Annotated in this window: 23 protein-coding genes and 1 tRNA gene; 13 read left to right on the forward strand and 11 right to left on the reverse strand. The window is 31.4% G+C overall.

Annotation, left to right across the window (positions count from 1 at the left end; translation table 11 throughout):
* Positions 1 to 99: 99 nt before the first annotated feature.
* Complete coding sequence (locus KFE69_04550; GenBank protein UTW43371.1) at positions 100 to 939, reverse strand: uridine phosphorylase; 840 nt, start codon at positions 937 to 939, stop codon at positions 100 to 102.
* A 186-nt stretch (positions 940 to 1,125) separates the two neighbouring features.
* On the opposite strand from KFE69_04550, the gene KFE69_04555 reads away from it, so the two are divergent.
* Together KFE69_04555 and KFE69_04560 are read left to right on the forward strand one after the other, a co-directional pair.
* A complete protein-coding gene (locus KFE69_04555) occupies positions 1,126 to 1,839 on the forward strand; it encodes a hypothetical protein (GenBank protein ID UTW43372.1) in 714 nt (237 codons plus the stop codon).
* 103 nt (positions 1,840 to 1,942) lie between these two features.
* Positions 1,943 to 2,389 (forward strand): hypothetical protein, encoded by a 447-nt coding sequence (locus KFE69_04560; protein ID UTW43373.1) that lies wholly within the window; start codon positions 1,943 to 1,945, stop codon positions 2,387 to 2,389.
* Here KFE69_04560 and KFE69_04565 read toward each other — a convergent pair whose 3' ends face one another.
* The 3 genes from KFE69_04565 to KFE69_04575 form a co-directional block, all read right to left on the reverse strand.
* Entirely contained in the window at positions 2,390 to 3,496 is a 1,107-nt protein-coding gene (locus KFE69_04565; protein UTW43374.1) for a pyridoxal-phosphate dependent enzyme, read from the reverse strand.
* Positions 3,497 to 3,647: 151 nt separating this feature from the next.
* Positions 3,648 to 3,860 carry a hypothetical protein gene (locus KFE69_04570; GenBank protein UTW43375.1) on the reverse strand — a complete coding sequence of 71 codons (213 nt, stop codon included), beginning with the start codon at positions 3,858 to 3,860 and terminating at the stop codon, positions 3,648 to 3,650.
* Positions 3,861 to 4,073: 213 nt separating this feature from the next.
* Positions 4,074 to 5,882: a monovalent cation:proton antiporter-2 (CPA2) family protein gene (locus KFE69_04575; GenBank protein ID UTW43376.1), complete on the reverse strand. Its 1,809-nt coding sequence runs from the start codon at positions 5,880 to 5,882 to the stop codon at positions 4,074 to 4,076.
* Positions 5,883 to 6,411: 529 nt separating this feature from the next.
* Between KFE69_04575 and KFE69_04580 the strand changes: the two genes are divergently transcribed.
* Positions 6,412 to 7,299 (forward strand): aminoglycoside phosphotransferase family protein, encoded by an 888-nt coding sequence (locus KFE69_04580; GenBank protein ID UTW43377.1) that lies wholly within the window; start codon positions 6,412 to 6,414, stop codon positions 7,297 to 7,299.
* Between the two features lie 14 nt (positions 7,300 to 7,313).
* Here the strand turns inward: KFE69_04580 and KFE69_04585 are convergent, their stop codons facing one another.
* The 6 genes from KFE69_04585 to KFE69_04610 all read right to left on the reverse strand — a co-directional run bounded on the left by KFE69_04585 (position 7,314) and on the right by KFE69_04610 (position 12,857).
* Complete coding sequence (locus KFE69_04585; GenBank protein UTW43378.1) at positions 7,314 to 8,072, reverse strand: alpha/beta hydrolase; 759 nt, start codon at positions 8,070 to 8,072, stop codon at positions 7,314 to 7,316.
* Between the two features lie 795 nt (positions 8,073 to 8,867).
* Complete coding sequence (locus KFE69_04590; protein ID UTW43379.1) at positions 8,868 to 10,106, reverse strand: aminotransferase class I/II-fold pyridoxal phosphate-dependent enzyme; 1,239 nt, start codon at positions 10,104 to 10,106, stop codon at positions 8,868 to 8,870.
* Complete coding sequence (locus KFE69_04595; GenBank protein UTW43380.1) at positions 10,090 to 10,497, reverse strand: response regulator; 408 nt, start codon at positions 10,495 to 10,497, stop codon at positions 10,090 to 10,092. The genes KFE69_04590 and KFE69_04595 overlap by 17 nt, the downstream gene beginning before the upstream one ends.
* A gap of 27 nt (positions 10,498 to 10,524) precedes the next feature.
* A complete protein-coding gene (locus tag KFE69_04600; protein UTW43381.1) occupies positions 10,525 to 11,721 on the reverse strand; it encodes a PAS domain-containing protein in 1,197 nt (398 codons plus the stop codon).
* Between the two features lie 419 nt (positions 11,722 to 12,140).
* A tRNA-Arg gene (locus KFE69_04605) sits at positions 12,141 to 12,217 on the reverse strand.
* Positions 12,218 to 12,266: 49 nt separating this feature from the next.
* Positions 12,267 to 12,857 (reverse strand): YihA family ribosome biogenesis GTP-binding protein, encoded by a 591-nt coding sequence (locus tag KFE69_04610; protein UTW44008.1) that lies wholly within the window; start codon positions 12,855 to 12,857, stop codon positions 12,267 to 12,269.
* Between the two features lie 108 nt (positions 12,858 to 12,965).
* Here KFE69_04610 and KFE69_04615 point away from each other — a divergent pair, with 108 nt between their 5' ends.
* Positions 12,966 to 13,901 carry a class I SAM-dependent methyltransferase gene (locus tag KFE69_04615; GenBank protein UTW43382.1) on the forward strand — a complete coding sequence of 312 codons (936 nt, stop codon included), beginning with the start codon at positions 12,966 to 12,968 and terminating at the stop codon, positions 13,899 to 13,901.
* A 3-nt stretch (positions 13,902 to 13,904) separates the two neighbouring features.
* Here the strand turns inward: KFE69_04615 and KFE69_04620 are convergent, their stop codons facing one another.
* A complete protein-coding gene (locus tag KFE69_04620) occupies positions 13,905 to 15,233 on the reverse strand; it encodes a hypothetical protein (GenBank protein UTW43383.1) in 1,329 nt (442 codons plus the stop codon).
* Between the two features lie 372 nt (positions 15,234 to 15,605).
* Here KFE69_04620 and glyS point away from each other — a divergent pair, with 372 nt between their 5' ends.
* From glyS to tolQ, 9 genes are all read left to right on the forward strand, one after another.
* Positions 15,606 to 17,684 carry a glycine--tRNA ligase subunit beta gene (gene glyS / locus KFE69_04625; protein ID UTW43384.1) on the forward strand — a complete coding sequence of 693 codons (2,079 nt, stop codon included), beginning with the start codon at positions 15,606 to 15,608 and terminating at the stop codon, positions 17,682 to 17,684.
* 96 nt (positions 17,685 to 17,780) lie between these two features.
* A complete protein-coding gene (gene recA / locus KFE69_04630) occupies positions 17,781 to 18,818 on the forward strand; it encodes a recombinase RecA (protein UTW43385.1) in 1,038 nt (345 codons plus the stop codon).
* Positions 18,811 to 19,284 (forward strand): regulatory protein RecX, encoded by a 474-nt coding sequence (locus KFE69_04635; protein ID UTW43386.1) that lies wholly within the window; start codon positions 18,811 to 18,813, stop codon positions 19,282 to 19,284. Before recA ends, KFE69_04635 begins: the two co-directional genes overlap by 8 nt.
* A gap of 12 nt (positions 19,285 to 19,296) precedes the next feature.
* Entirely contained in the window at positions 19,297 to 20,310 is a 1,014-nt protein-coding gene (gene ruvB / locus KFE69_04640; protein UTW43387.1) for a Holliday junction branch migration DNA helicase RuvB, read from the forward strand.
* The gene (locus tag KFE69_04645; GenBank protein UTW43388.1) at positions 20,311 to 21,072 is read left to right on the forward strand and encodes an alpha/beta fold hydrolase; all 762 of its coding nucleotides are present in this window, start codon (positions 20,311 to 20,313) and stop codon (positions 21,070 to 21,072) included.
* A 257-nt stretch (positions 21,073 to 21,329) separates the two neighbouring features.
* Positions 21,330 to 21,401, forward strand: coding sequence for a hypothetical protein (locus tag KFE69_04650; GenBank protein ID UTW44009.1), 72 nt, complete (start codon positions 21,330 to 21,332; stop codon positions 21,399 to 21,401).
* 323 nt (positions 21,402 to 21,724) lie between these two features.
* Positions 21,725 to 22,507: a hypothetical protein gene (locus tag KFE69_04655; GenBank protein UTW43389.1), complete on the forward strand. Its 783-nt coding sequence runs from the start codon at positions 21,725 to 21,727 to the stop codon at positions 22,505 to 22,507.
* A 258-nt stretch (positions 22,508 to 22,765) separates the two neighbouring features.
* On the forward strand, positions 22,766 to 24,106 hold the full coding sequence (locus tag KFE69_04660; GenBank protein ID UTW43390.1) for a serine/threonine-protein kinase: 1,341 nt from the start codon (positions 22,766 to 22,768) through the stop codon (positions 24,104 to 24,106).
* A 152-nt stretch (positions 24,107 to 24,258) separates the two neighbouring features.
* Positions 24,259 to 24,939: a protein TolQ gene (gene tolQ / locus KFE69_04665; GenBank protein ID UTW43391.1), complete on the forward strand. Its 681-nt coding sequence runs from the start codon at positions 24,259 to 24,261 to the stop codon at positions 24,937 to 24,939.
* Positions 24,940 to 24,950: the final 11 nt, after the last annotated feature.

Here is a 24,950-nt window from a genome sequence, read left to right on the forward strand (position 1 = left end):
TTTTAATTACATAAAAAATAATGTTTAATATTAATAATTAACGAATAGTTCAGGGTGGTTTTTTATCAATAATAAGAAAATATGTTACAAAAAGGGTAATTAATTTTGATTTAGTTGGTTGAGCTCAAAAAATGTATTAATACCAAGTTCAATCATATCATCCGTTAAAGCTTGAATCATTTCAGGAGTACCAAAATCTTCTTCTTCCCCTAGAACACTACAGATAGCGCCTGACAAGATACGATCTTTAAATGTATAGTCTGTATTACCCATTTGCTGTGCATCGGCTAAATTACATAATGTAAATAACATGGCAGCTTCCATTTCAGAGGCAATCGCACCAGCATTTTTGATAATGTTCATATAATCTGTGTTTTGTTGTTTCATTGCACCTTGTTTGAATTCTCTAGCATATAGTGATGATTTAGTATGGAAAACACCATAATGTATTTTACGTTTATCAAGTTTTTTAGCAGCATTTGAAATCGCATTAATCATATCAACTGAAGCAATTGCGGGATATTCTTTAGGTACATAGCAGCTAGTTGTATGTTCATCTTTAATGGCTGAAGTTGCAACAGCTAAGTCACCACCTTGCATAAACTTAGGCTGTAAAAGGCCACAGGTACCAACACGAAGAAATTTTTTAGCACCAAGTTTTAATAATTCATTAATTACAATATCTGCACTTGATGTACCCATGCCTGTTGAGATGCTAGCAACATCAATGCTTACATTATTTTTTGTAATACTACCTAAATAAAGATTATGTCCACGAGATGAAGGTCTAATAATTGCTTGAGCGTCAAAATGTTGGGCAATGGTTTTAGCTCTACTATCTGAACCTGGAACAAAAACATAACGACCAGCAGTATCATTACCAATAAAATCTTCGTGCTTTGCACTAATATGCAATGGTATAAAATTTGGATCTATCATATAACTTAAATCCTATTTGTATTTGATATTTAATAGTATATCACAGATGTAAATTTAATTAGCCATATTTTGGCGTTAATCAGACTTATTTAATAAGTTAATTATTAAAGATTCTGTGATGATTTCTTGTTCTTTATCAGAGTTTTTGATAAATTATTGTTTGGTTATTTTTGGGTTGGTCTTTATATGCAAAACAGAATCATTATTTTTAGAGTTATTATATGTTTTATGATATTGCTATTTGCATCTAATATGGCATTTGCTCGTTTTGGGGGTGGTCGAAGTTTTGGTCATTTTTCAAGATCCTATACGCATAGTTATCATCACTCTAGTGATGCTAAAAAAAGTGGCAAAAGTCGTTATTTTCGCTCGCGAAGTGTTTATGGTGCAATTGGAATATTAGGCATTTTAAGTTTAATTTTACATGGAGCCTCAATTTATGGCTTTGTTTTGATATTGCTGCTACTAGCAGTTGTAAGTATTATTTATTTTATCAATAAATCTAAAAGTGATATGCAAAAGCGTCAATTACCAACCACACAGTTACCTGATGGAACTGACGTTTATAAATTTGAAGAAATTGCTTATCAATTATTTATGCAATTACAAAAGTTAAATGATCAAGCATCCATTTACTCGATTAAAAATTATTTAACAGATGATTTATTTAATCAGATGAAAGCTGAAATTTTTCAAAATTCGTCAATTGCTGAATTTAAGAACTTGCAGTGGCGTTACCTTGGATTTGAGCAAAATGATAGTGATCTTTATGCTTCGGTTGCATTTAAAGGCTTAGTAAAAGAAAAAGACACTAATTGGACTTACTTTAATGAAACCTGGTGTTTTTTAAAATCATCACCAAATCAATGGTTATTAGCAGGTATTAAACAAGTTAATTAGGTTGTTATTTATGCTAATTATTCTATCTGTTGGCTTTTATGTTAATTAATTGTGTTTTTATTTAAAATATCATTGAGATTTAATGACAAGGAATCGTTATCGAATGAAAAAGCAAATACACTGCTCTTTAGATGAGTATATTAAAGATATAAAAAATACACCAAAAGAAGTATATGCAATAGAAATTGAAGGAAATTTACTTCGCTTTGGACTAAATGGCGTGAAACAAATTTTTAGCTCAATTCCAGAACATATTGAAACTTTAATTTGTTTAAATCATCAATTAAATAACTTATCAGCTAAAGAATTAGCAGAAGCATTTAGTGCGCTACCTGATAATATTACAATCGTAGGTTTTAATATAGAAAATTTTCATCTATTGGATAGTGACAAAGGATATATTATTCACATGTTACATGAAAAAAATATCAGTTTAAAAAGTGCTCATGAGTTAAGTTTTGATTTATCACTTAGTCCAAGTTTATTGTTCTTAGATAAAAATCCTATTGAAAAAGAAATAGTTGAAGAAAAAAGTTGCACTATATTATAATTATTTCTTATCTGACCAACTATCTTGAACAGTATGATGGCTTTGCCATTTCCCTGTATTGTAAAAATGTTCTATTTGCTGGTAATAGGGTTGAATATCCAACTGTTCTTTTTTAAGCCAATCATCATCAAAATATGTATTTTCATATAAAGTACCAGCATCACAGCATAAGGTTACAATTGAACCAGAATGCCCTTGAATTTGCATTTCATTGGCTAATAAAAATGCGCCATAAAGATTAGTTCCTGTAGAGCCACCAACTTTTAAACCAATAATCTCTTGAATAAATCGGATGCTTGCAATACTCGCTGCATCGGGTATTTTAAGCATTCGGCTAATGCATGAGGCATTAAAAGAGGTTGCAACTTGACGTCTGCCAATACCTTCAATTCTTGAAGTTCGATCAACTGATATCTCACAAGTATGATCAAGGTAATAATCATAATAAGCCGAAAATTCCGGATCAACCACGCAGAGTTTGGTGTTTAAATTATTTTTTAAGATACATTCTGTAAATGCTTGGATTGTACATCCAGTGCCAGTACCACAAATAAACCAGGTAGGGGTAGAAAATGCTTCAAATTCCATTTGCTCTAAAACTGATTGTCCAACATTATCTGAATAAGAAATACCGAATACTTTTTTAGCTGATTCAAATTGATTGATAAAATAGCCATTGGTCTTTTTAGCTAATGCTTTTGCAACTTCAACATCACTTTGGTTGTTATCAATAAGGTGGCATTGACCACCAAGCATTTGGATGCGATCAATTTTTTGTTGCGAGGTTGTTTTAACCATAACAGCAATATAAGGTAAATTTAGTAATTGAGCATAATAAGCTTCAGAGATAGCTGTATTACCTGATGATGCTTCAATAATGGTTGAATCTTTAGTTATTTCACCTTGCAGTAAAGCTCTGATAAAAAGAGATCGGGCAAGGCGATGTTTTAAACTTCCTGTTTTATGATTTGATTCATTTTTAAGATAAATTATTATATTTGATAGCGCAGGTAATCTAATTTTAAGTAAATTGGTTTCAGCACTTCTTTGTGCATCAGCTTGTAATGTTTTGATGGCATTTTTTATCCAATTGATATTACTTTTCATAAATTTATTATTCGCAAATTATATTATAGATATTGTTAAGTATAGCAGTAATTCTTTTTGATTTTTTTTATATGATTTTTAGATAATGAAAATAATTGTATGTAATGTTTTATCATCCATGATAATGTACATATTTTAAGTAATTATAGAATTATCCAGAGATAGGCCCAATATATGTCATTCTATAATCCTGAGGGTAGTTTAATACCGTTTTTAATTTATCTGTTTGTGGGGCAATGGTAACTTTAAATATAATTCTTTCGTTTTGATCTTGTGGTGGAGAATAGGTATCACCATGTTCATTGATAATATTATCAGGTGTTGCGGTAATTAGTAGTTCAGTTCTACATGGTACAACTGCCACTTTTGTAGTTTTAGTCCAATAACCTTGTTCATCTTTTTGTATTGTAGCACTAGCGAGAGCTACAATGTGACCATAGTCATAATTTTCCTTATTATAAACATTGAAGGGGACAGATTGGGTATTAAAAAAGAAATATGGGGGTTATTATCATTAACTATTTTCTCAGTTAGAATGTTAACACTTTATCTGCGTAATATTTTGGTTGATTTCTAGCTAAGATAACTCGCTTTTCATTAACTCAGAGAGCGTATTTTGATTAATGCTAACTTGGCTGACATAGCTTTTATCTTCTCCATGATCAAGCCAGACTTTTTTAAGATTTGATAATGATTTTGCATCATGCTCTTTAAAAATATCTACTTTTCTTTTGGCCGTTTCTTCATCATCGCCAAGCATAATTAATGCTTCAGTTGCTGCAAGGGCAGCCGATTCAAATGTTTCACGAACGATAAAATTAGCACCAGCTTCTTCTAACTCATATACATGATGACGGTCTTTTGCTCTAGCAATGATAAGTAAATTAGGTTGGTGTCGTTTAAGCATAGAAACAAGTTTTGTTTGGCTATCACGCTCATCAATGGCAGCGATGAATACTTTTGCATCTGCTATGCCTGCAGAGATAAGTAGTTCAGGCATTAATGCATCACCATAATATGCAACATTACCATATTTTCTAAATGTCTCGACCATATTGATATCATAATCTAAGATAATAGGATCAAATTTATTGGCATTTAGTACCCTGGCAGAAATTTGTCCAAATCGTCCGGCTCCAGCGATAATAATTTCACCTTTAGATTCAATTGTATCAGTTTCTTCATTACTGATTTCTTGATATTTTGGCAAGATTATTTTTTCATAGAGTAAGAACAATACAGGTGTTAATATCATAGAGATAATAACAACCAAGGTTATTATTTCAACGGCAAATTGGCTTAATAGCGATAAATTCAGAGAAAATGATAATAACACAAATGCAAATTCACTGCCTTGGGCTAAAGCTAGACTAAATAACCAGAAATTAGCGTTTTTAAGTTTATATATACGTGCTAGTATCATTAAAATAAGTATTTTTGAAATAATCAATAAAATAGCCCATAAGAGGATTTGGTACCAGTTTTCAAAAAAGAGTATGAAATTAATACTTGCACCAATTGAGATAAAAAATATACCCATTAATAAGCCTTTAAAAGGTGATATTTGGCTTTCTATCTCATGGCGAAATTCACTATCAGATAAAATAACACCTGCGATAAATGTGCCTAATGCAGCAGATAGGCCAATTTTTTCCATGACAATTGAAATACCAATAACAACCAAAAGTGTTAAAGCAGTAAATATTTCGATTAGTTTTGTTTTTGCGATATAGCGAAAGACGTGATCTAAGAAAAACCGGCCTATTATAATCATAATCAAAATAACGGATATAATAATAATTGTTTGCATAAAGTATGATAGGTGCGAGATTAAGCTTGTATGATCAGTATTATTTTGTATGATATTAGCTGTATTTAAAACGAGCATCGGTAGTATTGCAAAAATTGGAATAACAATAATATCTTGTGTAATTAATACAGATAAAATGGATTGACCGGCTTGAGTGTTTGTTTGTTTGATCTCATTAATACTCTGAAGGACAATCGCGGTTGATGATAGGGCGAGAATAAGAGAAATTGCGACCGCTTGGTTCCAGGTAAAATTAAATAATATGGTTATAAGACCTGTGATAAGACATGCGGTTAAAACGATTTGTAAGCCACCAAGTCCAATAAGTTGATAGCGCATACTCCAAACTTCTTTTGGCTTTAACTCAAGGCCGATTAAAAACATCATAATAATGATGCCAAACTCAGCAAAATGCTGTACGGATTTAACTTCTGAGCCGATAAAGCCAAACAAAGGGCCAAGTAGAATACCCGCTACCAAATAACCTAATACAGAACCTAGTTTTAGTTTTTTTGCAATTGGTACGGTAATAATTGCAAATAAAAGATAGAGTGCAGCTTGTATTAAAATAGGCATGGTATTCCTTAACCTCAGTAAATCACTGATCAGTATTATAATTTAAGATTGATGTATTTGATAGTTTGATTGGTAAGAATCGTAGGTTAAAAAGTAAAGTTTGATATAGTATTGGGAAGCTATACTTTAAGATGAATGTGAATAATTTTGACTATTAGAGGCAATAATGTATGTCATTTAAAATAAATTATAAAAAATATATATACTTATTATTGTATGGTTAAGTTTATTTTTGGGAGATGAAAATGAATGTTATTAATTGTATTTTGACAGGCGTAATTTTATTTAGTTTTTTACTTCCAACCATTAATATAGCGCAGAATAATAAAAAATCTAATGTAATATTGATACCTGTATCTTCAAAGCATGGGGAAGTTATATCCCAGCATGGTAAGGTTCACTCACAATCAAAATCTCGTTGAGAATTATAAATAGTCTGGAGTTTAATGATCTTATTTGTATGCTCAAATTTTTGCTATTATTATAAAAATTTCAGATATATAAATATATACCTATATAAGAATATCCCATGAATAAAATGCATAAAGATGAATTAGAAATTAATGAAGCGCTTGTACGTCAGCTATTAGAAAATCAATGCCCACAATGGGTTAATTTAGATGTAGTGCGTATTCCATCAAGTGGTACTGATCATGCATTATTTCGTTTGGGCGAAAAGTTAACCGCTCGCTTACCAAGAATTCATTGGGCAGTTAAAGGCATTGATAAAGAGTATCATTGGCTACCTATTTTAGCGTCTAGTTTAAGCATTCCTATTTCTGTGCCTATTTTCTGTGGAAAACCTGATAAAAATTATCCATGGCCTTGGTTAATTGCTTATTATCATCATGGTTATAACCCTCAGTTTGAAAGAGAAAGTGAACACAGGCAACTTGCAATTGAATTAGCAGAATTTTTAAATCAATTGCATTTAATAGCTGTGGTAGATAATGCACCTGAATCAAGACGTGGTGTACCATTAATTAATTTAGATGAAGCAACTAAAAAAGGAATTAATGCATTAGGTGATACATTTAATATAAAAAAATTAATGCATCTATGGGAAGCATGCTGTCAGTTACCTCAATGGAATAAAAAACCGCTATGGGTTCATGGTGACTTTCTTCAAGGTAATATTATTATTGACGATCAAAAGCTTGCTGCTGTTATTGATTTTTCAGATATTGGGATTGGCGATCCTGCTTGTGATTTAGTTATTGCTTGGTCATTATTAAATCATCAAAGTAGAGAAATTTTCCGAAAAAATCTTAATGGTATTGATGATGCTACTTGGCAACGAGGTAAAGGTTGGGCGTTATCAATAGCCGCCATTATGCATCCTTATTATAAAAATACCAACCCAGTATTAGCAAAATTAGCTCATCGTATTTTAAATGAAATAACCGTATCATCTTAAAATAACTGTTAATCTTAATTAGAAGCTAGAAATTTCTGTATGATATAAGCATACTCCACGGGTTTTTCTTGCATTGGGTAGTGCCCTGATTCCATTTCTATGGTTTCAAAATTAGAAAACCAGTTGCTAAAGTTAGGTTTAAGCGCTTGAAGCCTTAAATTTTCATTATCATGTTTTCCACATACAACTAAAGTTGGCGTAGATATATTTTTCATTTCATTTGAAAAATCTCCTTTTGCCCACATATCACAGTAGGCACGCATTGCTGTAGGATTAACGGTTTGACGGTTTTTTTCTAGTTTATAGTTTGTCCATAGGCTGTCATATTTAGCGCTTGTTAATCCATCCATACCTGCTTTGAAAGCCTCATCATCATCAACCATGCTATTAAAAAAATTATAAGTTTCTTCATCTGTATTCATGCCAGAAGCTGGTACTGGTGTTGTTAGGATAACTTTTTTTAATCTATTTGGAATATCGATCATTGCTCTTTGTACAACCATACCAGTCATTGAATGACCAATTAAAGAAAATTCAGACCATCCAAGCTCATCTGCTAATTGGGCAACATCTTTTACTACTTCAGTTGCGCTATATTTACCCGTTAGATTGATAGATTTTCCATAACCTCTAACATCAGCTAATGCAAAGGTAAATGCTTGTTGGTTTAAAAATGGTTTAATTGCATCGTTTGATGTTACATCTTGTGACCAGTCATGAATGACAATGACTTTAGACTCACCAGTACCAAGTAAGTTATATTGTATAGACATAATTATAGCTTTCCTTAACTTTGTTTTTAGTTAAATAAGTGATGTATTAAAATATGTAGTAAGAATAATAAGAGTTAAAAGCAAAAATTTCAATGATTAGTAATTTAATAATTAATGGTTGTTATATAGTCAATATTAATCAAAAGGTTATACACAAAGTTATGCACATTTTAGTATGATAAATATTAATTATAATTATGATTCAATTGAAGTTAAAATGGTATCAAATTGGATGAAAAAAGTTACTTTTTCGTTATATAACAATTTGAAATTTATGAGTATTTTTCAATTATGTAATCGAAAGTAGCTTGGGTTTATTTAAAGATTATAATGATATATCAATATGAGATTAAAGGATTTTATTCACAGGTAGGGATAGTTAAATATTTAGAGTTGATTGGTATAGTTAGCTGTGGATATAACTTTTTTATCTATGACATTGCTTTAACAAAAATCATATCTTTAAAAACTTTTGATATTTTGTAACATGAAATATTAAAAAATTAATAATTACTTTTTATAAAGCAATAAGTTATATTAATGTAAACAGCAATAACGTAATGCTTCATATATTTCTGATTCTTAGTTACAATGAACATGATTAATTAATACACTACGGGGAGTTGTTCTTATGCCAGGTAATACTAAAATAATATACTCATAAAGTGCAGATAATATTTTCCAATGGTATTAACTCTTAGGTGAGTAGCTAGTTTTTCAAGGCGACTCAAAATATTACTACGGATTTTATTGACTATTACAAAGTAATGATTACATATCAAAACAACTATATTTTTAAACGTTAATTTTTTGATAATTTTTTATTAGTATTTTGCTAAGGTAATCAATATCCGATTTTTGATGCAGAGCAGATAAAGCAATTCTTAAGATAGCTTTTGATTTTGCAACTGTAGGATACATAGCAGTTGTAACAGCAATATTTTCTTTTTTTAGTAGCTTTGATAGCTGTATTGCTTTAAATTCATCACCAACTTTTATACCTCTAATTGGTGAAGTTGATCCAGAGTTAATGATATAATCATATGGTAACTGATTGTCAAAGTAAGCAATATTTTGTTGTAATCTTTGCTGGAGCATATAAATTTCATTGCTTAAATGTATTTTAGCTGATTCAATTGCTGCTGAAATAGATGACAAAGGGGGGGGACCACTAAAAATATAGGTAGAAGAGTAGTGCTTTAAGATCTTGTCATCTAAACTGGTAGGAAGAACAATAACACCAGCAACAGAGCCAAATGCTTTTGATAAAGAAGTTGAGAGAATTAATCTTGGATGAAAATAGCCTAATTTATCTAGAACATAGCCACAACCATTTTTACCATAAATAGACATGCCGTGTGCATCATCTAAATATATATAACCTTTATATTTATCAGCAAGTTCAAATAACAAATCAATTGCAATGACGCCTCCCATAGAGCCTATGCTATCTGCAATCGCTACAGGTTTTTTATAATCTTTATTTGACTTTAGAAAAGCATTTTCTAATTCTGATTTGTTATTAAAGTTAATTATTAAAACATCACCAAATTGACTTAACAAGGCTCTTTGAATTTGAATTGAAGCATGACATGTTTTATCTAAAATAAAACAAAATCCATTTTTATCTGGAGGAAAACTTGGAAGCTTTCCTGAAGCTAGTATTGTTAGTACTCCAAGATGTCCAAGGTGTAAAGATGAAAATGTTGTTGTAAAAGCATCATAAAAAATTTCATTTAAAAGATTTTCTAACTGAGTAAAAAGGTGACTTTTTATACGTGTTCTAGCAGCAGGAAAAGTTGTACCTGTCTCATTTAGGTGTTTAGAAGCTGCCGTAATTACTCTGGTATCTAAATCTAGGCCTAAATATGAACAAGAAACAAAATCAGTAACTATTGTATTATCATCTAAAGTTAACTTTTTACCTTCTCGTTTAGTAAAAGTTAGTTCATTAATTTCGGAATAAGCTAATTCTTGAAAGTGTTGACTATTTTCTATTTTTTGAGCTTGCCAGTTTTTAAGTACATTTGTCATAAGTAGCTATTTCCTTTTTTGAATATTTAGTTAACAGTAGTTGACATATATTATTAGTCAGTGGTTTGGCTATAAACTCATTTACTCCTGCAGCAGCAGCTTCATTTTCATAATTTAACTCATTGGTTGCAGTTACTATAATAATTGGAGTTTTAGCATTAGAGGTGGTTGTATTACGTATGATCTTTGCTAATTCAATTCCATTTGAGTCAGGGAGGCCAATATCTAAAAAAATTAAATCATAAGTATCTCGGTTAACCAGTACTTTTGCATCATTTGCATTGCTTGCAATATCAACTGAACAATTTAGCTCTTCCAAAATATACTGAGCTAATTTTTGGGCAATTAACATATCCTCTACAACTAATACCTTTTTAAAGTTGCTGTGCATAATTTACTATCCTTAAGTAATTTATTCCTAATGTGTTGAATGAGTTTTTAATGGAATAGTACAAATAAACTTTGTACCTCTATTAAGCTCACTGATTAATTCTATTGTACCACTTAGTTCGTGCATAAATTGTTTAACAATCCTTAATCCTAAACCAATACCTTTATGTGATCCTTGGTTTGATAGGCTAAGTCTTGTAAACCTTTCAAAAATATAATCCTGTTTATTTTTTGGAATACCTTGACCACTATCTTCAATAATAAACTTAAGAAGAATATTATTTTGATCAAATTCTATGATGTCTATTTTTAGTTTAATATAGCCGTGATCGGTAAATTTAACAGCATTGCTGATAAGGTTAATTAGTATTCTCTTTATGCGATAGTCATCACCAATCAAACGCTCAGGAATATTTTTATTAATATTTACACCTAATGATAAATTTTTATTTTTTGCTGCAGGAGTTTCAATATCTATTATACTTTTAACTAATTGCTTTAGAGTAAATTCTCGCTCTATTAGCGATAATGTCCCAGATTCAATACGGGAATAGTCTAAGATGCTGTTACAATAATCAAGCAACTCTTTAGAACATGAAATGATGTCATTTAAGCACTCCTTTCTCTTAGAATCAGTTTCAGAGTTATATAAATATTCAGCCATTCCCCATATGCCTGCACAAGGGGTACGTATATCATGTTCCATATTTCGCATGAATTCAGTTTTTAGTTTATCTAATGCTTGAGCTTTTTTTGTTTCCTGCATTAATTTTGTTTCTAATTTTTTTTGATCAGTAATATCTGTAGCAATTGCTAATATGCCTGTTACATTACCTTTATTATCATGCATGGGGGACTTTTCAGTTCTAACAAAAAGGAATTCACCATCATCCCTTTTTTGTGGTAACTGATGTTCTGTGAGAATTTTTTGACTATTTTGAATGACATATTGATCATCTTGAACAAACTTATCAGCTTCTTTACTACCCCAGTCAAAATCATAGTCACTTTTTCCAATCATTTCTTTTGGTTCGTTTAATCCAGAAAATTTAACCAAATTTTCATTAACCCACATATATTTGGAGTTTATGCTTTTAAAATAAATGTATCCGGGCATTTTATATAATATATCATTTAAAGCATCTTTTGAGATGTTATGAATTTTTTTATTATAATTTAATTTGGAATATATAAATTTAAGTTTTTCAGAAATACTTTTAAACATTGAGTCTCACTTTAAATTTAAGTTTTTTATTATTTTTTTATGATGCATATAAATTGCTTTAGTACATTATTTATCCTGCATTTTTATTACTTTTAAATAATTTTGTCAATGGTCATAAATACGGTATTTTTATATAGAATTTTTATATTTAATTATTTTCTTGTAAAAAGTAGCCTAAATCTATGAGATGTCTATATTACAAACAATTCATTTAATTATTAAACATTCATTTATATGATAGAAAATATTTAAGGCAAACATATATATTTCGCAAGCGCAGTATATTGTTAGATTTGAATGTCAACTCAGTAGATAGCAATAAACTTCTTGTTACCCCAGTGTTACCTTGATGGAAATTAAATCACAGATTGGTGGAACTTTTAAGATGGATAACTTATTGATTTATAATAAATTTTAATTGGCGTCCCGAAGAGGATTCGAATCTCTGACCTACTCCTTAGGAGGGAGTCGCGCTATCCAGCTGTGCCACCAGGACATTTTAGTTAAAAATAGATTTTAACGAAGACAATTTAATAGATAGTAAGTTAAATTTCAAGCCACTGGTCTAATTTAGCAGTGAGTTTATCCAGCCCCGTTTTTTTCAATGATGAAAAGTGTTGTACGGTGATTAGATCATTTTTTTCACCGATGGCATTATAAGCTTCATTTAATGCAAGTTGACGTTCTTTATTGGTTAGTTTATCTGATTTTGTTAAAAGAATATGTAAAGGTTTTTGAACCGTTCTTGCCCATTGAATCATCATCAAGTCAAATTCTTTTAAACTATGGCGTGGATCAGTTAATAAAACGATACCTTTCAAACATTGCCTTTGGCTAACATAGGCATCAATTAAAAGACGCCATTGATTAATCATTTTTAAAGGTACTTTAGCATAACCATAGCCTGGTAAATCAATTAACCGGCGCTGTTCATCTAGTGGAAAAACATTGATTAACTGAGTTCTGCCTGGCGTTTTACTAACACGTGCTAACTGTTTTTGTTGTGTTAATGTGTTAAGTGCGCTAGATTTTCCAGCATTTGAACGCCCTGCAAACGCAATTTCATAACCATCATCTGGCGGGAGTTGGTCTATTTCAGCAACACTTTTAAGAAAGCTTGCACGTTGATAGTTCATAGCCATTTTATTATCTCTTTGAAAAATTATTTATTGATTGTATAGCAAAATATAAGAAAATGAAGCATATTTGTATGGCTAATAAAATGATTGAAAGGGAAAAGTAAGATGGAAAACGATCAATTAGGGCTGATTTCTCATGATTTAATGGTAGAAAATTTAGCAAATGCGATTACACAATTAAAAGATAAAATCATTGCCCAAGGTGATAAACCACATATAACAGTTGAAGAACAGCTAGATATCTTAGATCAATTAGCAGCGTTTAAATTTGGGCAATTTTTAATTCAACATCAAGGAATTAATGGTTATTGGACGCATTATATGTTAACTCACCCTTGGTTTGGGCGTAAATCAGGTAAAGATTTAGATGGCAATTCATTAACTGAATTAGAAAGTTATCTTTTAGATAGGTCACCAGTTTTATTAGCAACACAACAGCGCTTTGAAATTTTTTTACAAGAAAACCAAAAAATTGTTAAAGATAATGTTACATTAGCCTGTATTCCTTGCGGCTTAATGGGGGAGCTACTATATCTTAATTACGATAATATTAATCAGATTAATTTAGTAGGTATTGATTTTGATGCTGATGCATTACAAGGTACTCTTGCATTAGCTCAAAAGCGAAACTTAAATCAATGGGTTTCCGTTATTAATGAAGATGCCTGGCATTTAAGTGCTAATAATGAATATGATTTAATTTCTAGTAATGGCTTAAATATTTATGAACCAAGTAGTGATCGAGTTATTGCACTTTACAAAGAATTTTATCAAGCGTTAAAGTCAGGTGGTAAACTTGTGACAAGTTTTATTACTCCACCACCAACTTTATCTGATCAATCACCATGGAAAATGGATCAAATTAATCAAGGTGATTTAAGATTACAGCAGGTTATTTTTAGTGATATTTTAGGTGCTAGATGGCAGTGTTTTAGAACAGAAGCAGAAACACTTGAACAATTAACTAAAGCTGGTTTTAAAGATGTGAACTTTATTTATGATAAAGCATATATTTTTCCAACTGTAATAGCGTTTAAATAAATACTACTGATCTACTCTGATATTTAAATTTTCAAGCCACTGATTAGTTGAATCTTGAGTTCTACCAAAAAATAATAAATGTGATGAACGTTGATTAGCTTGATTATGCATGGTTGTTATCTCTTCTTGTAAATTTAAATTTTCTTCACCAGTAAGTCGTTCATAGAAATGTTTGACCCTTTGAGGTACTTCATATTTTTTTCCATCAATTGTCACTTTATGACTGCTTCCAAAAGCACCAAGATCAAACCCTTGAATGATTTTGCGCTCAAACTCTTTAGTTAGTTTTTGCCTAGGTTCTAACTCAATATCTTCAAAAGTCAGGGTGCGAGTAACAGCTTTATGATCACTTGCTTCCCGACCATTTGGTTTTGTAATTTGATGAGTGTGTACGCTGTGCTCCTCAGCTGTAAATTTTCCTCTGTCACCATGGTTTTTAAAACCAATATTATCGAGTGCGCCTATTTTGCGGTTATGGGTTGCATCTTCTGATTGCTTAATATTTCCATTCCTATCAAATTTTAGATAGCTTAAAAACTCAGACTTTCCAAACATAAATCCATTAAAACCATCTGGATGACCTTGATTATATAATGGGTCAAACCGTTCAATTAATTCTTGGTGCAATTGTTGATGACGCTCTGTATTTTCTAATACTTGTTGGTGACTAGGGCGCCCATCTGGCCACTGGTCTAAGTGTTCATCAATATAATGATCAATATATTGAATAAAATTTCTATGATCTATATATAAATCACTATGTAAACGTTCATTTAAATCACCCATTAAGATAATACTATCCACATGATCTTGATGTTTTTTTTGATCTAAGAAATGATCAGTTAAAGCATTTCGCTCATCAGTTCTATATGCTTCATTACCAGAGTCAAAGTGCCCACCTACAAGACCAACTCTTGAATTGCCTATACGTAATGTTGTGTAGGTCCCACCTTTATTAAATCCATGAACCCAACTTTCTTGCCCTGAGTTTTTCTTTTCAACAATAATTTCATTGAGTCGGTCATTTCTAACTAAAACAACAGAGCCGACTTTACCAATTTCAAATGGTTTAGTCATTGTACGAAAACTCTCGTTATAAGCTAAGGTATAACCTTCTGAGTTTTCACCTAAATTTCTTAGGCGTTTAGCGATACGCTCACCTAAGTTTTCACCATGCCAGCTATTGGCTGCTTCTTGAAAACTAATAAAGATTGCATCTGGTTGTTCATTTTCTACATCCAATGTGCTTGTAAGTTGATCAACAGAGTCTTTATGTAGATTACTATTTGCAGCATTAAAAGTAAGTGTTTTAATGTTATATGGCCCTGGCATTGCAACCTCCTATTATTTAGATATTGAGTTATTAATTTTTATATGGTTGATTATTTTTGTAATGGTGCAAGATGTCAAATGCATTTTGAAATAACAATTGATTGTTTAATAAAAGGAAATTAGAAAAAAAATTCTTATCTCTGATTATGAAAATTTAATTTAGCTTTGTTTTATAAACAAATGGGTATAAATTTTTGATTTGTTCAATTTTAACTTAGCTTGAAATAGACACTGAAATAAAAGTTATGTTAAATATTCTTACTTTTAAATTTCACTGTCAATATTTTTACAAAAGAGTAAAATATAAACCTTGCTATAAGTTACACTGAAAATAGATAGAACCAAGAATTAAAAATAGGATTAAATGTTAAGATGAAAGAAACTCAAGATTTATTATTTGAGATTGGAACAGAAGAGTTGCCACCTAAGGCATTAAAAAATCTTGCAGAGAGTTTAGCATCCAGTTTAGAAAAACAACTTCAAAAAAATGGCTTTGGGTTTGAAAAAGTCTCTTATTATGCATCACCAAGACGATTAGCTGTTATTATTGATAAAGTTCAAGTTGCGCAAAAGGATAAAAAAATAACACGTCAAGGACCCTTTGTGACAGCTGCTTTTGATAAAGAAGGTAAAGCAACACAAGCGGCTTTAGGCTTTGCTCGATCTTGTGGTGTAGAAGATATTAATCAATTAGATAAAGTTGATACTGAAAAAGGTGAAAAGCTAGCATTTGATATAGTAGAAAAAGGTAAAATGTTAACAGGTGTGATTGAGGCAATGCTTAAACAAGCAATTAAATCACTACCAATTCCTAAAATGATGCGTTGGGGTAACTATGATTATCAGTTTGTGCGTCCAGTTCACTGGATTGTATTAATGTTAGGTGATCATATCATCCCAATTCATTTATTTGGTCATAAAGCAACGGATATCACTTATGGGCATCGTTTTCATGCACCTAAAGCTATTACCATTACAGAGCCAAAAGCCTATGTCGAATCACTTAAAGAGCAAGGGCATGTTTTAGTTGATTGGGATGAGCGAAGATCGATGCTAATTAATCAAGCTAATGAAATTGCAAATCAGTATCAAGCTAAAGTAGCTTTAGATGAAGATTTAGTTGAAGAAGTAACAGCAATTGTTGAATACCCACATGCATTAGCGATTGAATTTGATGAACACTTTTTACGTGTACCACAAGAGGCATTAATCTCAGCCATGCAAGGTCATCAAAAATGCTTCCCAATCGTTGATTTTAATGACAAACTTAAAAATTATTGTATAACGATTAGTAATATTGATAGTCAGTACCCGCAAGCTGTCATTGATGGCAATAAAAAAGTCATTACAGCACGCCTATCAGATGCAGCATTTTTCTATGATACAGATTTAAAAACGCCATTAGATTCGCATTTAATCCGCTTAGAACATGTCACTTTTCAAAAAGCATTAGGTACAATGGCAGATAAATCTAAGCGTATAGCCGAATTGGCACAGTGGATTGCTGATAAATTAAATGAAAATAAAGATCATGCTTTTCGTAGTGGTATCTTATCTAAAACTGATTTAATGACAGAAATGGTTTATGAATTTCCTGAACTTCAGGGGGTGATGGGACGTTATTATGCCAAAGCACATGGTGAAGTAGATGAAGTTGCTAATGCATTATATGATCAGTATTTACCTCGATTTTCAGGTGATGAACTACCAAAAACTGTGATAAGTCAGTCAGTTGCTTTAGCGGATCGGCTTGATACACTAGTGGGTATTTTTGGTGTTGGCCTAAAACCCACAGGTGAAAAAGATCCATTTGCACTACGTCGCCAGGCATTAGGTGTATTAAGAATATTAAAAGAATATGATTTAAAGCTTGATTTGAATGCCTTGCTTGAAAAAGCTAAGTCGCTATATGCTGTTCATTTAGATGATCAAAGTGTTTTAGATGTATTTGATTTTATGATGGAACGCCTAAAAGGTATTTATCGTGATGAAGGTGTTAATCCACAGATTTTTGAATCAATAAGAGCTTTAAATATTACGCACATTGGTGACTTTAGTCGTAGAGTAGATGCAGTTTGTAAATTTATTGACTTACCGCAAGCACAAGTTTTAGCGAGTCTTAATAAGCGTGTTGCACAAATTTTACAGAAAAATTTTAGTGGTGATATGTCAGATTATGTTAATGCAGACTTACTCAGTGAATCACAAGAGCAAAGTTTATATGATCAAATGCATCAAGTTAAAGAACAAGTATCTGATTTGTTAGAAGCAGAAAATTATGATCAGTCATTAGCAGCATTAACAGAGTTAGAAACGGCCATTAGTCAGTTTTTTGATCATGTGATGGTGATGACAGAAGATGAAAAAGTAAGGGTTAATCGCCTTGCTTTATTAAAACAATTACAACAAAATTTAAATCGCGTTGCAGATATATCTGAGCTGGCAATTTAGCTTTAATCTGTATGCTGATATCTGCTACAATAAACCTAGTCTAATAATTTTAGATTTTTATTTGTCAATTTAATCATAAAAAGGAATCGTTTAGTCATGAGTGATAGAACACAAGCGTTAAATGCAGCATTATCGCAGATTGAAAGGCAGTTTGGCAAGGGATCGATCATGCGTATGGGAGATCAACCAAAAGCACGTGATCTTGAAGTAATCTCAACAGGCTCACTTGGGCTTGATGTTGCATTGGGTGTTGGTGGTTTACCAAAGGGCAGAGTTGTTGAAATATATGGTGCAGAATCTTCGGGTAAAACAACGCTAACATTACAAGCTATTGCAGAGTGCCAAAAACAAGGTGGTACAGCAGCATTTATTGATGCAGAGCATGCATTAGATCCTGTTTATGCAGAAGCTTTAGGTGTTAAGGTAGATGATTTAATAGTCTCTCAACCAGATACAGGTGAGCAGGCTTTAGAAATTGTTGATATGTTAGTTCGCTCAGGTGCTTGTGATATTGTGATTATCGATTCAGTTGCAGCATTAACGCCAAAGGCAGAAATTGAAGGTGATATGGGTGACTCACATATGGGTTTACAAGCACGTTTGATGTCACAAGCTTTAAGAAAATTAACAGCAAATATTAAACGTTCAAATACTTTAGTTGTATTTATTAACCAAATTAGGATGAAAATTGGGGTTATGTTTGGTAACCCTGAAACAACAACAGGTGGTAATGCATTGAAGTTTTATGCATCCGTTCGCCTTGAGATTCGTCGTGGTTCACCGATTAAAAAAGGTGATGAAATCTTGGGTAATGAAACCAAAGTAAAAGTCGTTAAAAATAAAGTATCACCACCATTTAAACAAGCAGAGTTTGATATTCTATATGGTGAAGGGACATCATTTGAAGGTGAGATTATTGATTTAGGTGTTAAAAATAAACTCATTGAAAAAGCAGGTGCTTGGTATAGCTATAAGGGTCAGAAAATTGGTCAAGGTAAAGAAAATGTTCGTCAATGGCTTAAAGAAAATGTTGAGGCAAAAGCTGAACTTGATAAAGCCATTCGTGAGATTTCACTACCTAAGAAAAATCAGGAATTAAATGAGGCGACAACACCTGATCAATTGAATGATTAATAAAGCATCAAAGCTTAAATATGCTAAAAACTATGCAATATCTTTATTAGCAAAACGAGAGTATGCAACGAAAGAGTTAAAAGAAAAGCTAAGAAAATATCACTTAGATAATCAAGAAATTGATAGCTTATTGATTGAGTTAGCTGAAAAAGGATTTCAAAGTGACTATCGTTTTGCTGAAAGTTTTGTGCGCTTTAATATAAGTCAAAATCGTGGCCGTTATCGCATTTTAGGCGAATTAAAACAAAAAGGTATTGGTTCAGATTTATTTGAAGAGGTAATTGATAAAATTAAGCCTAATTGGAATGTGCTATGCTTAAATCGAGTTGGGAAATATATTAACTCAAATGAAACATTAAATGATTTTAAGCTAGTAGAAAAGTTAAAGCGCTATTTGGTTTATCATGGATTTTCATTTGATGAAATTAATGAGGCGATTAAGCAAATGAAAGATAAAGAAGTTTAAATAGGTAGTAATATGATAGAAACTGACCGAATTGTATCAGGATCAGAAAAGCCAGATGACTTTTTAATCGACCGAGCGATTCGTCCTAAAACTTTGAGTGAGTATGAAGGCCAACCTAAAGTTCGTCAACAAATGGATATATTCATTAAAGCAGCTAGAAAACGCTCTGATGCATTAGATCATGTATTGATTTTTGGGCCACCAGGGTTAGGTAAAACAACGTTATCTCATATTATTGCCAATGAAATGGGTGTTAACTTGCGTCAAACATCAGGCCCTGTGATTGAAAAAGCTGGTGATTTGGCAGCAATTTTAACCAATTTAGAAACCAATGATGTATTATTTATTGATGAAATTCATCGTTTAAGTCCTGTTGTTGAAGAAGTATTATATCCTGCGATGGAAGATAATCAGTTGGATATTATGATTGGTGAAGGGCCTGCTGCACGTTCGATTAAAATTGATCTACCACCTTTTACATTAGTTGGTGCAACGACAAGAGCAGGACTTTTAACTTCTCCATTAAGAGACCGTTTTGGTATTGTTCAGCGATTAGAGTTTTATAATGTTGAAGATTTAACATCCATTGTTTTACGTTCAGCTGATAAGTTAGAAATACAGATAGAGAAAGATGGTGCCAAAGAAATTGCTAGACGCTCTCGTGGCACACCAAGAATTGCCAATCGCTTATTACGCCGAGTTAGAGATTATGTTGAAGTTGAATCAAATGGCATTATTACCCAAGAGAATGCAGATAAAGCGTTAGTGATGATTAATGTTGATCCAGTTGGCTTTGATCATATGGATCGGAGTTATTTATCAATATTAATTGAAAAATTTAGTGGTGGGCCTGTTGGTGTTGATACCTTATCAGCTGCAATTGGTGAAGAAAAAGGTACCATTGAAGATGTGATTGAACCTTATTTAATACAGCAAGGGTATCTTATGCGTACAGCAAGAGGGCGTACAGCAACCATTCATGCCTATAAACATTTTAATATTCCAATGCCAAAAAGTGATAGTTAGTTGAAATTTAAGCATATAAAAAATGTGCATTCTGACACAGCGATTGTCTTTTTACATGGCTGGTGTTGTCATTATGATGATTTTAAGGCTCAGGTGGCGTTTTTCAAAAATAAGTTTCCAATTATTTTGCCGGATTATACAAACTTTATTTTAGAAAAGGTTAAATTAGGTGAACTCATTAATTTTACAGACTGTATTGATCAAGTAGCAGAATGTATTCAGTCATTTGAGTATTCGAAACTAGTTATCATTGGCCATAGTATGGGGGGTGCAATAGCGCTTTCATTAGCTTTAAAGTTTCAAAACCAATTACGCGCATTATTTATATTAGATACAACCATTTCTTCAGATATATCAAAAGATACAAAAACATTTTTAGATGAAATTACAAAACTTGAAGGTGAACAGATTTTTCTTAATGGTATGAAAAAATTGTTTGTTTGTGAAGAGTATGATGATTTAGCTTTGATGGATCAAAAAATCATATCGATGTCTGAAGTATGGAAAAATGCGCCAAAGATATTTTCTGATTTGCTTTATCAAGCAATTTTAGTAGATAAAGTTAAACAGTTAAAAATACTAGAGCCAGATATACCAATTGTATACTTGACGTCAATTGAAGCAAGACATAGAGCCGATATTGTAAAAAAGATATCTAAAAAAATTAAAGTTTATTATTTAGCATCGGGTCATTTTTTAATGTTTCATGCAAAAGATAAATTAAATCAGCTTATTGATCAAGAAGTATGCAGTATTTTATAAAATATCATAATGCACTATATTGAATTAATGTAACAAAGAAAATAATTTCAACCTGAGTTCGAAAATAGCATTTAATTTAACCATTTGATCTTTATGGTGTTATGATGAGATAAATATTCACAAAATAATACCACTCATCATGGAAGATTTATTCATCACAACCTTTTGTTGCCTAGACGACTTTTGCATTATCCTTGAAAAGCAATTAAAAGCCAACACTAAGGATTGAACAATAACAGCTACTAAATCAAAAGAGTATTATTGAAGCTTTATTTGATCACTTAAAAAATTCATTGATGCTTTGGCATACGAGACATCGTTCAGTTTGACTTATTTGCTTTCTGCATTAACTGCATGGACTCTTAGCCCAATTAAGATTTCAGCCCAAAAGAAGATTGCTTATGTGAAAAGTTAATTATCGAGTAGCTATTATGAATAAGTTGATTGCTATTATCAGTTCTGTAATAAAAAGAGGGTCACCCTGGATGAAAATAAATCAGATTGATGCATGACTTTTATAACAGATGCTGAGGTTAAGGTAATAACATTATCTATTAGGTTACTTTTTTCGAATAATAAAAAAGTTTAGTGCTTTACAATTAAGAAGCATTGCGTTATTATTTCCAGTGTCTATATATGAGGGTTGTACTGTATGAAAATAATTATAAAAATAGCTTCATTTTTTTGCTTTATCTTTTCAGCTAATATATATGCTGGAACAACTTTTGATTTTACAATTAAAAATACAAGTAATTATTCTGTAAAAGTGACTCAAGGTAATTGGCAATGTATAAAAATGCTTGTTAACTTCATTAATGGAGCAATACTTACGACAAATGATGAAATGATTTTTAAAGTTCAAGATAAGGCTGAGGGTAGCTGTGAAGGAAAGGAAAAGCATTTTACAATATACTATCAATTTCTTGATGAGAATAATGAACCATTTGGAGATAAAAAAGGAATTGAATGGGCTCGTTATAAAAAAGATGGTGACTGGGGGTTTATTGTTAGAGGAGATACAAAAGGTACTGTGATTTTGGACTCAGCAAATTGTAATGGACAAGATTGTGAAAATAAATGGGCATCTGGTAAGAAAGGTAATATGTTTATTGAAACAACCGATGGTTTTGGGAAATACAAATCAATTGGTTTAGGTGAAATAGTAGTTACTGATGGAGTTGGAAAATTACTTGAAATAACTGAAATTGACCTTAGTTCTACTGATGATGTTTATATCTTTCATTTTAGTAATACTCATGGAGCTTGTCGTTATGTAAATAAGATGATGACTTGTGATCATGGTATTAACTTAATATTTAAATCAGAGTCGTATATATTCTTTTGTAAACAAGTAGATAGAGAAGAGTCAGCATGTCCATGGATCTCTATATCTGAAGGTATAAATAGTTACCATGCTAATATAAATATTTATTAACCTCAGCATCTGTTATAAAAGTCATGCATCAATCTGATTTATTTTCATCCAGGGTGACCCTCTTTTTATTACAGAACTGATAATAGCAGTCAACTTATTCATAATAGCTACTCGATAATTAACTTTTCACAAATGAGAATGAATCTTAATAATTGTGTTTAATTATATATCATAATTTATCTGTTTATTTTTTGATCTTGTTTTGTTATTATTTTAAAAATAAATGTAATTAATATAATTTATTAAATTAAGTTTCATATGGTTGGGTTGCATTGGAAGTCAGAAGAAGAAAAAGCAAAAGAATGGGAAATTGCAAAAAAATATCTTAAAGCTAAACAATTTATAGATGGTGTAAAACTTAAACGTTCAAAGGGCATAATATCGCCTAATCAATATAGGGATTTACAAGATAAACTTCATTCTATAGCGCATTCTTTTATTTCTGTAAATGAGCAAATCTTAGCAATGGCAGGTAAAGGTAATATTTTAGGAGAAGGCTCATTTGGAAAAGTAAAGCTAGCTGAAAATGAACAAGGTCAGCTATTTGCTATAAAAATAGTCTATGAAGCATATAAATCTGAAGATGAACTAGAAATTTTAAAAGATATTAATATACTAAGAGGGTATGCAACAAGGGAAGATAAACATTATATTGTTTTAGACTATTTAGGTGAGACATTAGATAATCTTTCGTTTCAAGATGAAAGACACAGGTTGAATGTGGGTTATCAATTAATTCATTTAGTATGTGGTTTAAATACAGGTAAGTTTTCAAATCAAAGCAAAGCAATATTTCATAATGATATTAAACCTGAAAACATTGTTATAGATGAGAAGGGAATTGTACGCTTAATAGATTTTGGTTCAGCATCGAAAGAAAAATCAATTACACTAAGACAAGGGACGCCATATTATCAGGCACCAGAAGTAGAAAAAGTTGGATATAGTTTAAAAACAGATACTTATTCATTAGGATTAACATTACAAACATTTTTGCCCAAAAACTCAAAATTAATGCATACAGCAGAGTTAATGACAGCAAAAGATCCTCAACAGAGACCTGATAAAGAAGCTGTGATATTTGATTTTTTAACCGAAATGTATCCTAAGGTTGATGAACTATCTGCACAACTTAATGCTTTTGGTTTTAAGCTAAGTGCTCATCAAGCAAGAGCCATATCTGTTTTATTAGAAAGTTCAACGCCAGATCTAAATTTAACTATTGCAGCAAATATTGAAGCTATTAAAAATAATGGTGTTTTGTTAGAAGCTTTAAACTGTGCTTATGACTATCTGAATTCTGGGCAGTTTTACTTTAATAGTGGTCATGGTGATCATGGTAGAGGGCAAACTTATATTTTTGTACAGAATTTGATGAGTATTAAAGATAAAAATATGAATAATATAAGAAATGAAATGTCTAACTGGGTTAAAGGTTATGGCATATTTGCTCGTGCTTCAGGTGAAGATGAATATTCAAGATTAGGTTGTGCAAAAAGAGCTTCGTTTTGTCAAGGTGATAATGAGATGGATTTATTTTTTAAGCATGATCAAAAAACACAGGACAAAGATAAGGATAGTGGCTGTATCATTTCATAGGTGCATTTTAATAAAGTTATATATAAACCATAAATAATATATCATTTTACAAATAAATATTCTAACTTTCTTGCCACCAAAGTCTTGCCTTAGATTATAATAAACGTAAGAATAAGCATAGAAAATTTAAATCATAAGGATTGGAGAAAATCGTGACAAATAATCTGTCAATTTGGCATCTGGTAGGTAGTGCAGATCCAGTCGTAAAGTTTATTTTATTGGTATTGTTAGTTTGCTCTATTTGGAGCTGGGCAATTATCATTCAAAGAACTTTATTAATTAAACAATATCGAAAAAATGATCGAGATTTTGAAAAGCGTTTCTGGTCTGGTTCTGATATGGGTAGGCTATATCAAAATTTAGATAAAAATGAAGGCTTACTACAAGGTATTGTTGGTGTATTTCATAGTGGCTTTAAGGAATTTATGAAATTACATAAACGAAATGGTATTGGTGCTGATGCGATTATTGATGGTATTAATCGCGTTATGAGAGTGACAATCACAAGAGAAGCTGATCGACTTGAAAATCAATTATCTTTATTAGCAACGATTGGTTCAGTTGCACCATATATTGGTTTATTAGGTACAGTTTGGGGTATTATGGCGTCATTTACTGTTCTAGGCGGTGTAGAGCAAGCAACACTTTCAATGGTGGCACCGCATATTGCAGAAGCACTTATTGCGACAGCTTTAGGGCTATTTGTTGCGATTCCAGCTGTGATTGCTTTTAATCGATTAAGTCGCTCGATTGATCTTCGTGTTGCTGAGTTTGAGAACTTTCAAGATGAATTTTGCAGCATTATCCATCGTGAGGTTCATACACAACGTTAATTGAAAAATTA

This window comes from bacterium SCSIO 12844 (assembly GCA_024397935.1).
Classification (GTDB): domain Bacteria; phylum Pseudomonadota; class Gammaproteobacteria; order Francisellales; family Francisellaceae; genus M0027.

Coding starts and splice junctions, on each gene's coding strand:
- KFE69_04550 (UTW43371.1), bottom strand. CDS start 939: ATGATAGATCCAAATTTTATACCATTGCATATTAGTGCAAAGCACGAA.
- KFE69_04555 (UTW43372.1), top strand. CDS start 1,126: ATGCAAAACAGAATCATTATTTTTAGAGTTATTATATGTTTTATGATA.
- KFE69_04560 (UTW43373.1), top strand. CDS start 1,943: ATGAAAAAGCAAATACACTGCTCTTTAGATGAGTATATTAAAGATATA.
- KFE69_04565 (UTW43374.1), bottom strand. CDS start 3,496: ATGAAAAGTAATATCAATTGGATAAAAAATGCCATCAAAACATTACAA.
- KFE69_04575 (UTW43376.1), bottom strand. CDS start 5,882: ATGCCTATTTTAATACAAGCTGCACTCTATCTTTTATTTGCAATTATT.
- KFE69_04580 (UTW43377.1), top strand. CDS start 6,412: ATGAATAAAATGCATAAAGATGAATTAGAAATTAATGAAGCGCTTGTA.
- KFE69_04585 (UTW43378.1), bottom strand. CDS start 8,072: ATGTCTATACAATATAACTTACTTGGTACTGGTGAGTCTAAAGTCATT.
- KFE69_04590 (UTW43379.1), bottom strand. CDS start 10,106: ATGACAAATGTACTTAAAAACTGGCAAGCTCAAAAAATAGAAAATAGT.
- KFE69_04595 (UTW43380.1), bottom strand. CDS start 10,497: ATGCACAGCAACTTTAAAAAGGTATTAGTTGTAGAGGATATGTTAATT.
- KFE69_04600 (UTW43381.1), bottom strand. CDS start 11,721: ATGTTTAAAAGTATTTCTGAAAAACTTAAATTTATATATTCCAAATTA.
- KFE69_04610 (UTW44008.1), bottom strand. CDS start 12,857: ATGAACTATCAACGTGCAAGCTTTCTTAAAAGTGTTGCTGAAATAGAC.
- KFE69_04615 (UTW43382.1), top strand. CDS start 12,966: ATGGAAAACGATCAATTAGGGCTGATTTCTCATGATTTAATGGTAGAA.
- KFE69_04620 (UTW43383.1), bottom strand. CDS start 15,233: ATGCCAGGGCCATATAACATTAAAACACTTACTTTTAATGCTGCAAAT.
- glyS (UTW43384.1), top strand. CDS start 15,606: ATGAAAGAAACTCAAGATTTATTATTTGAGATTGGAACAGAAGAGTTG.
- recA (UTW43385.1), top strand. CDS start 17,781: ATGAGTGATAGAACACAAGCGTTAAATGCAGCATTATCGCAGATTGAA.
- KFE69_04635 (UTW43386.1), top strand. CDS start 18,811: ATGATTAATAAAGCATCAAAGCTTAAATATGCTAAAAACTATGCAATA.
- ruvB (UTW43387.1), top strand. CDS start 19,297: ATGATAGAAACTGACCGAATTGTATCAGGATCAGAAAAGCCAGATGAC.
- KFE69_04655 (UTW43389.1), top strand. CDS start 21,725: ATGAAAATAATTATAAAAATAGCTTCATTTTTTTGCTTTATCTTTTCA.
- KFE69_04660 (UTW43390.1), top strand. CDS start 22,766: ATGGTTGGGTTGCATTGGAAGTCAGAAGAAGAAAAAGCAAAAGAATGG.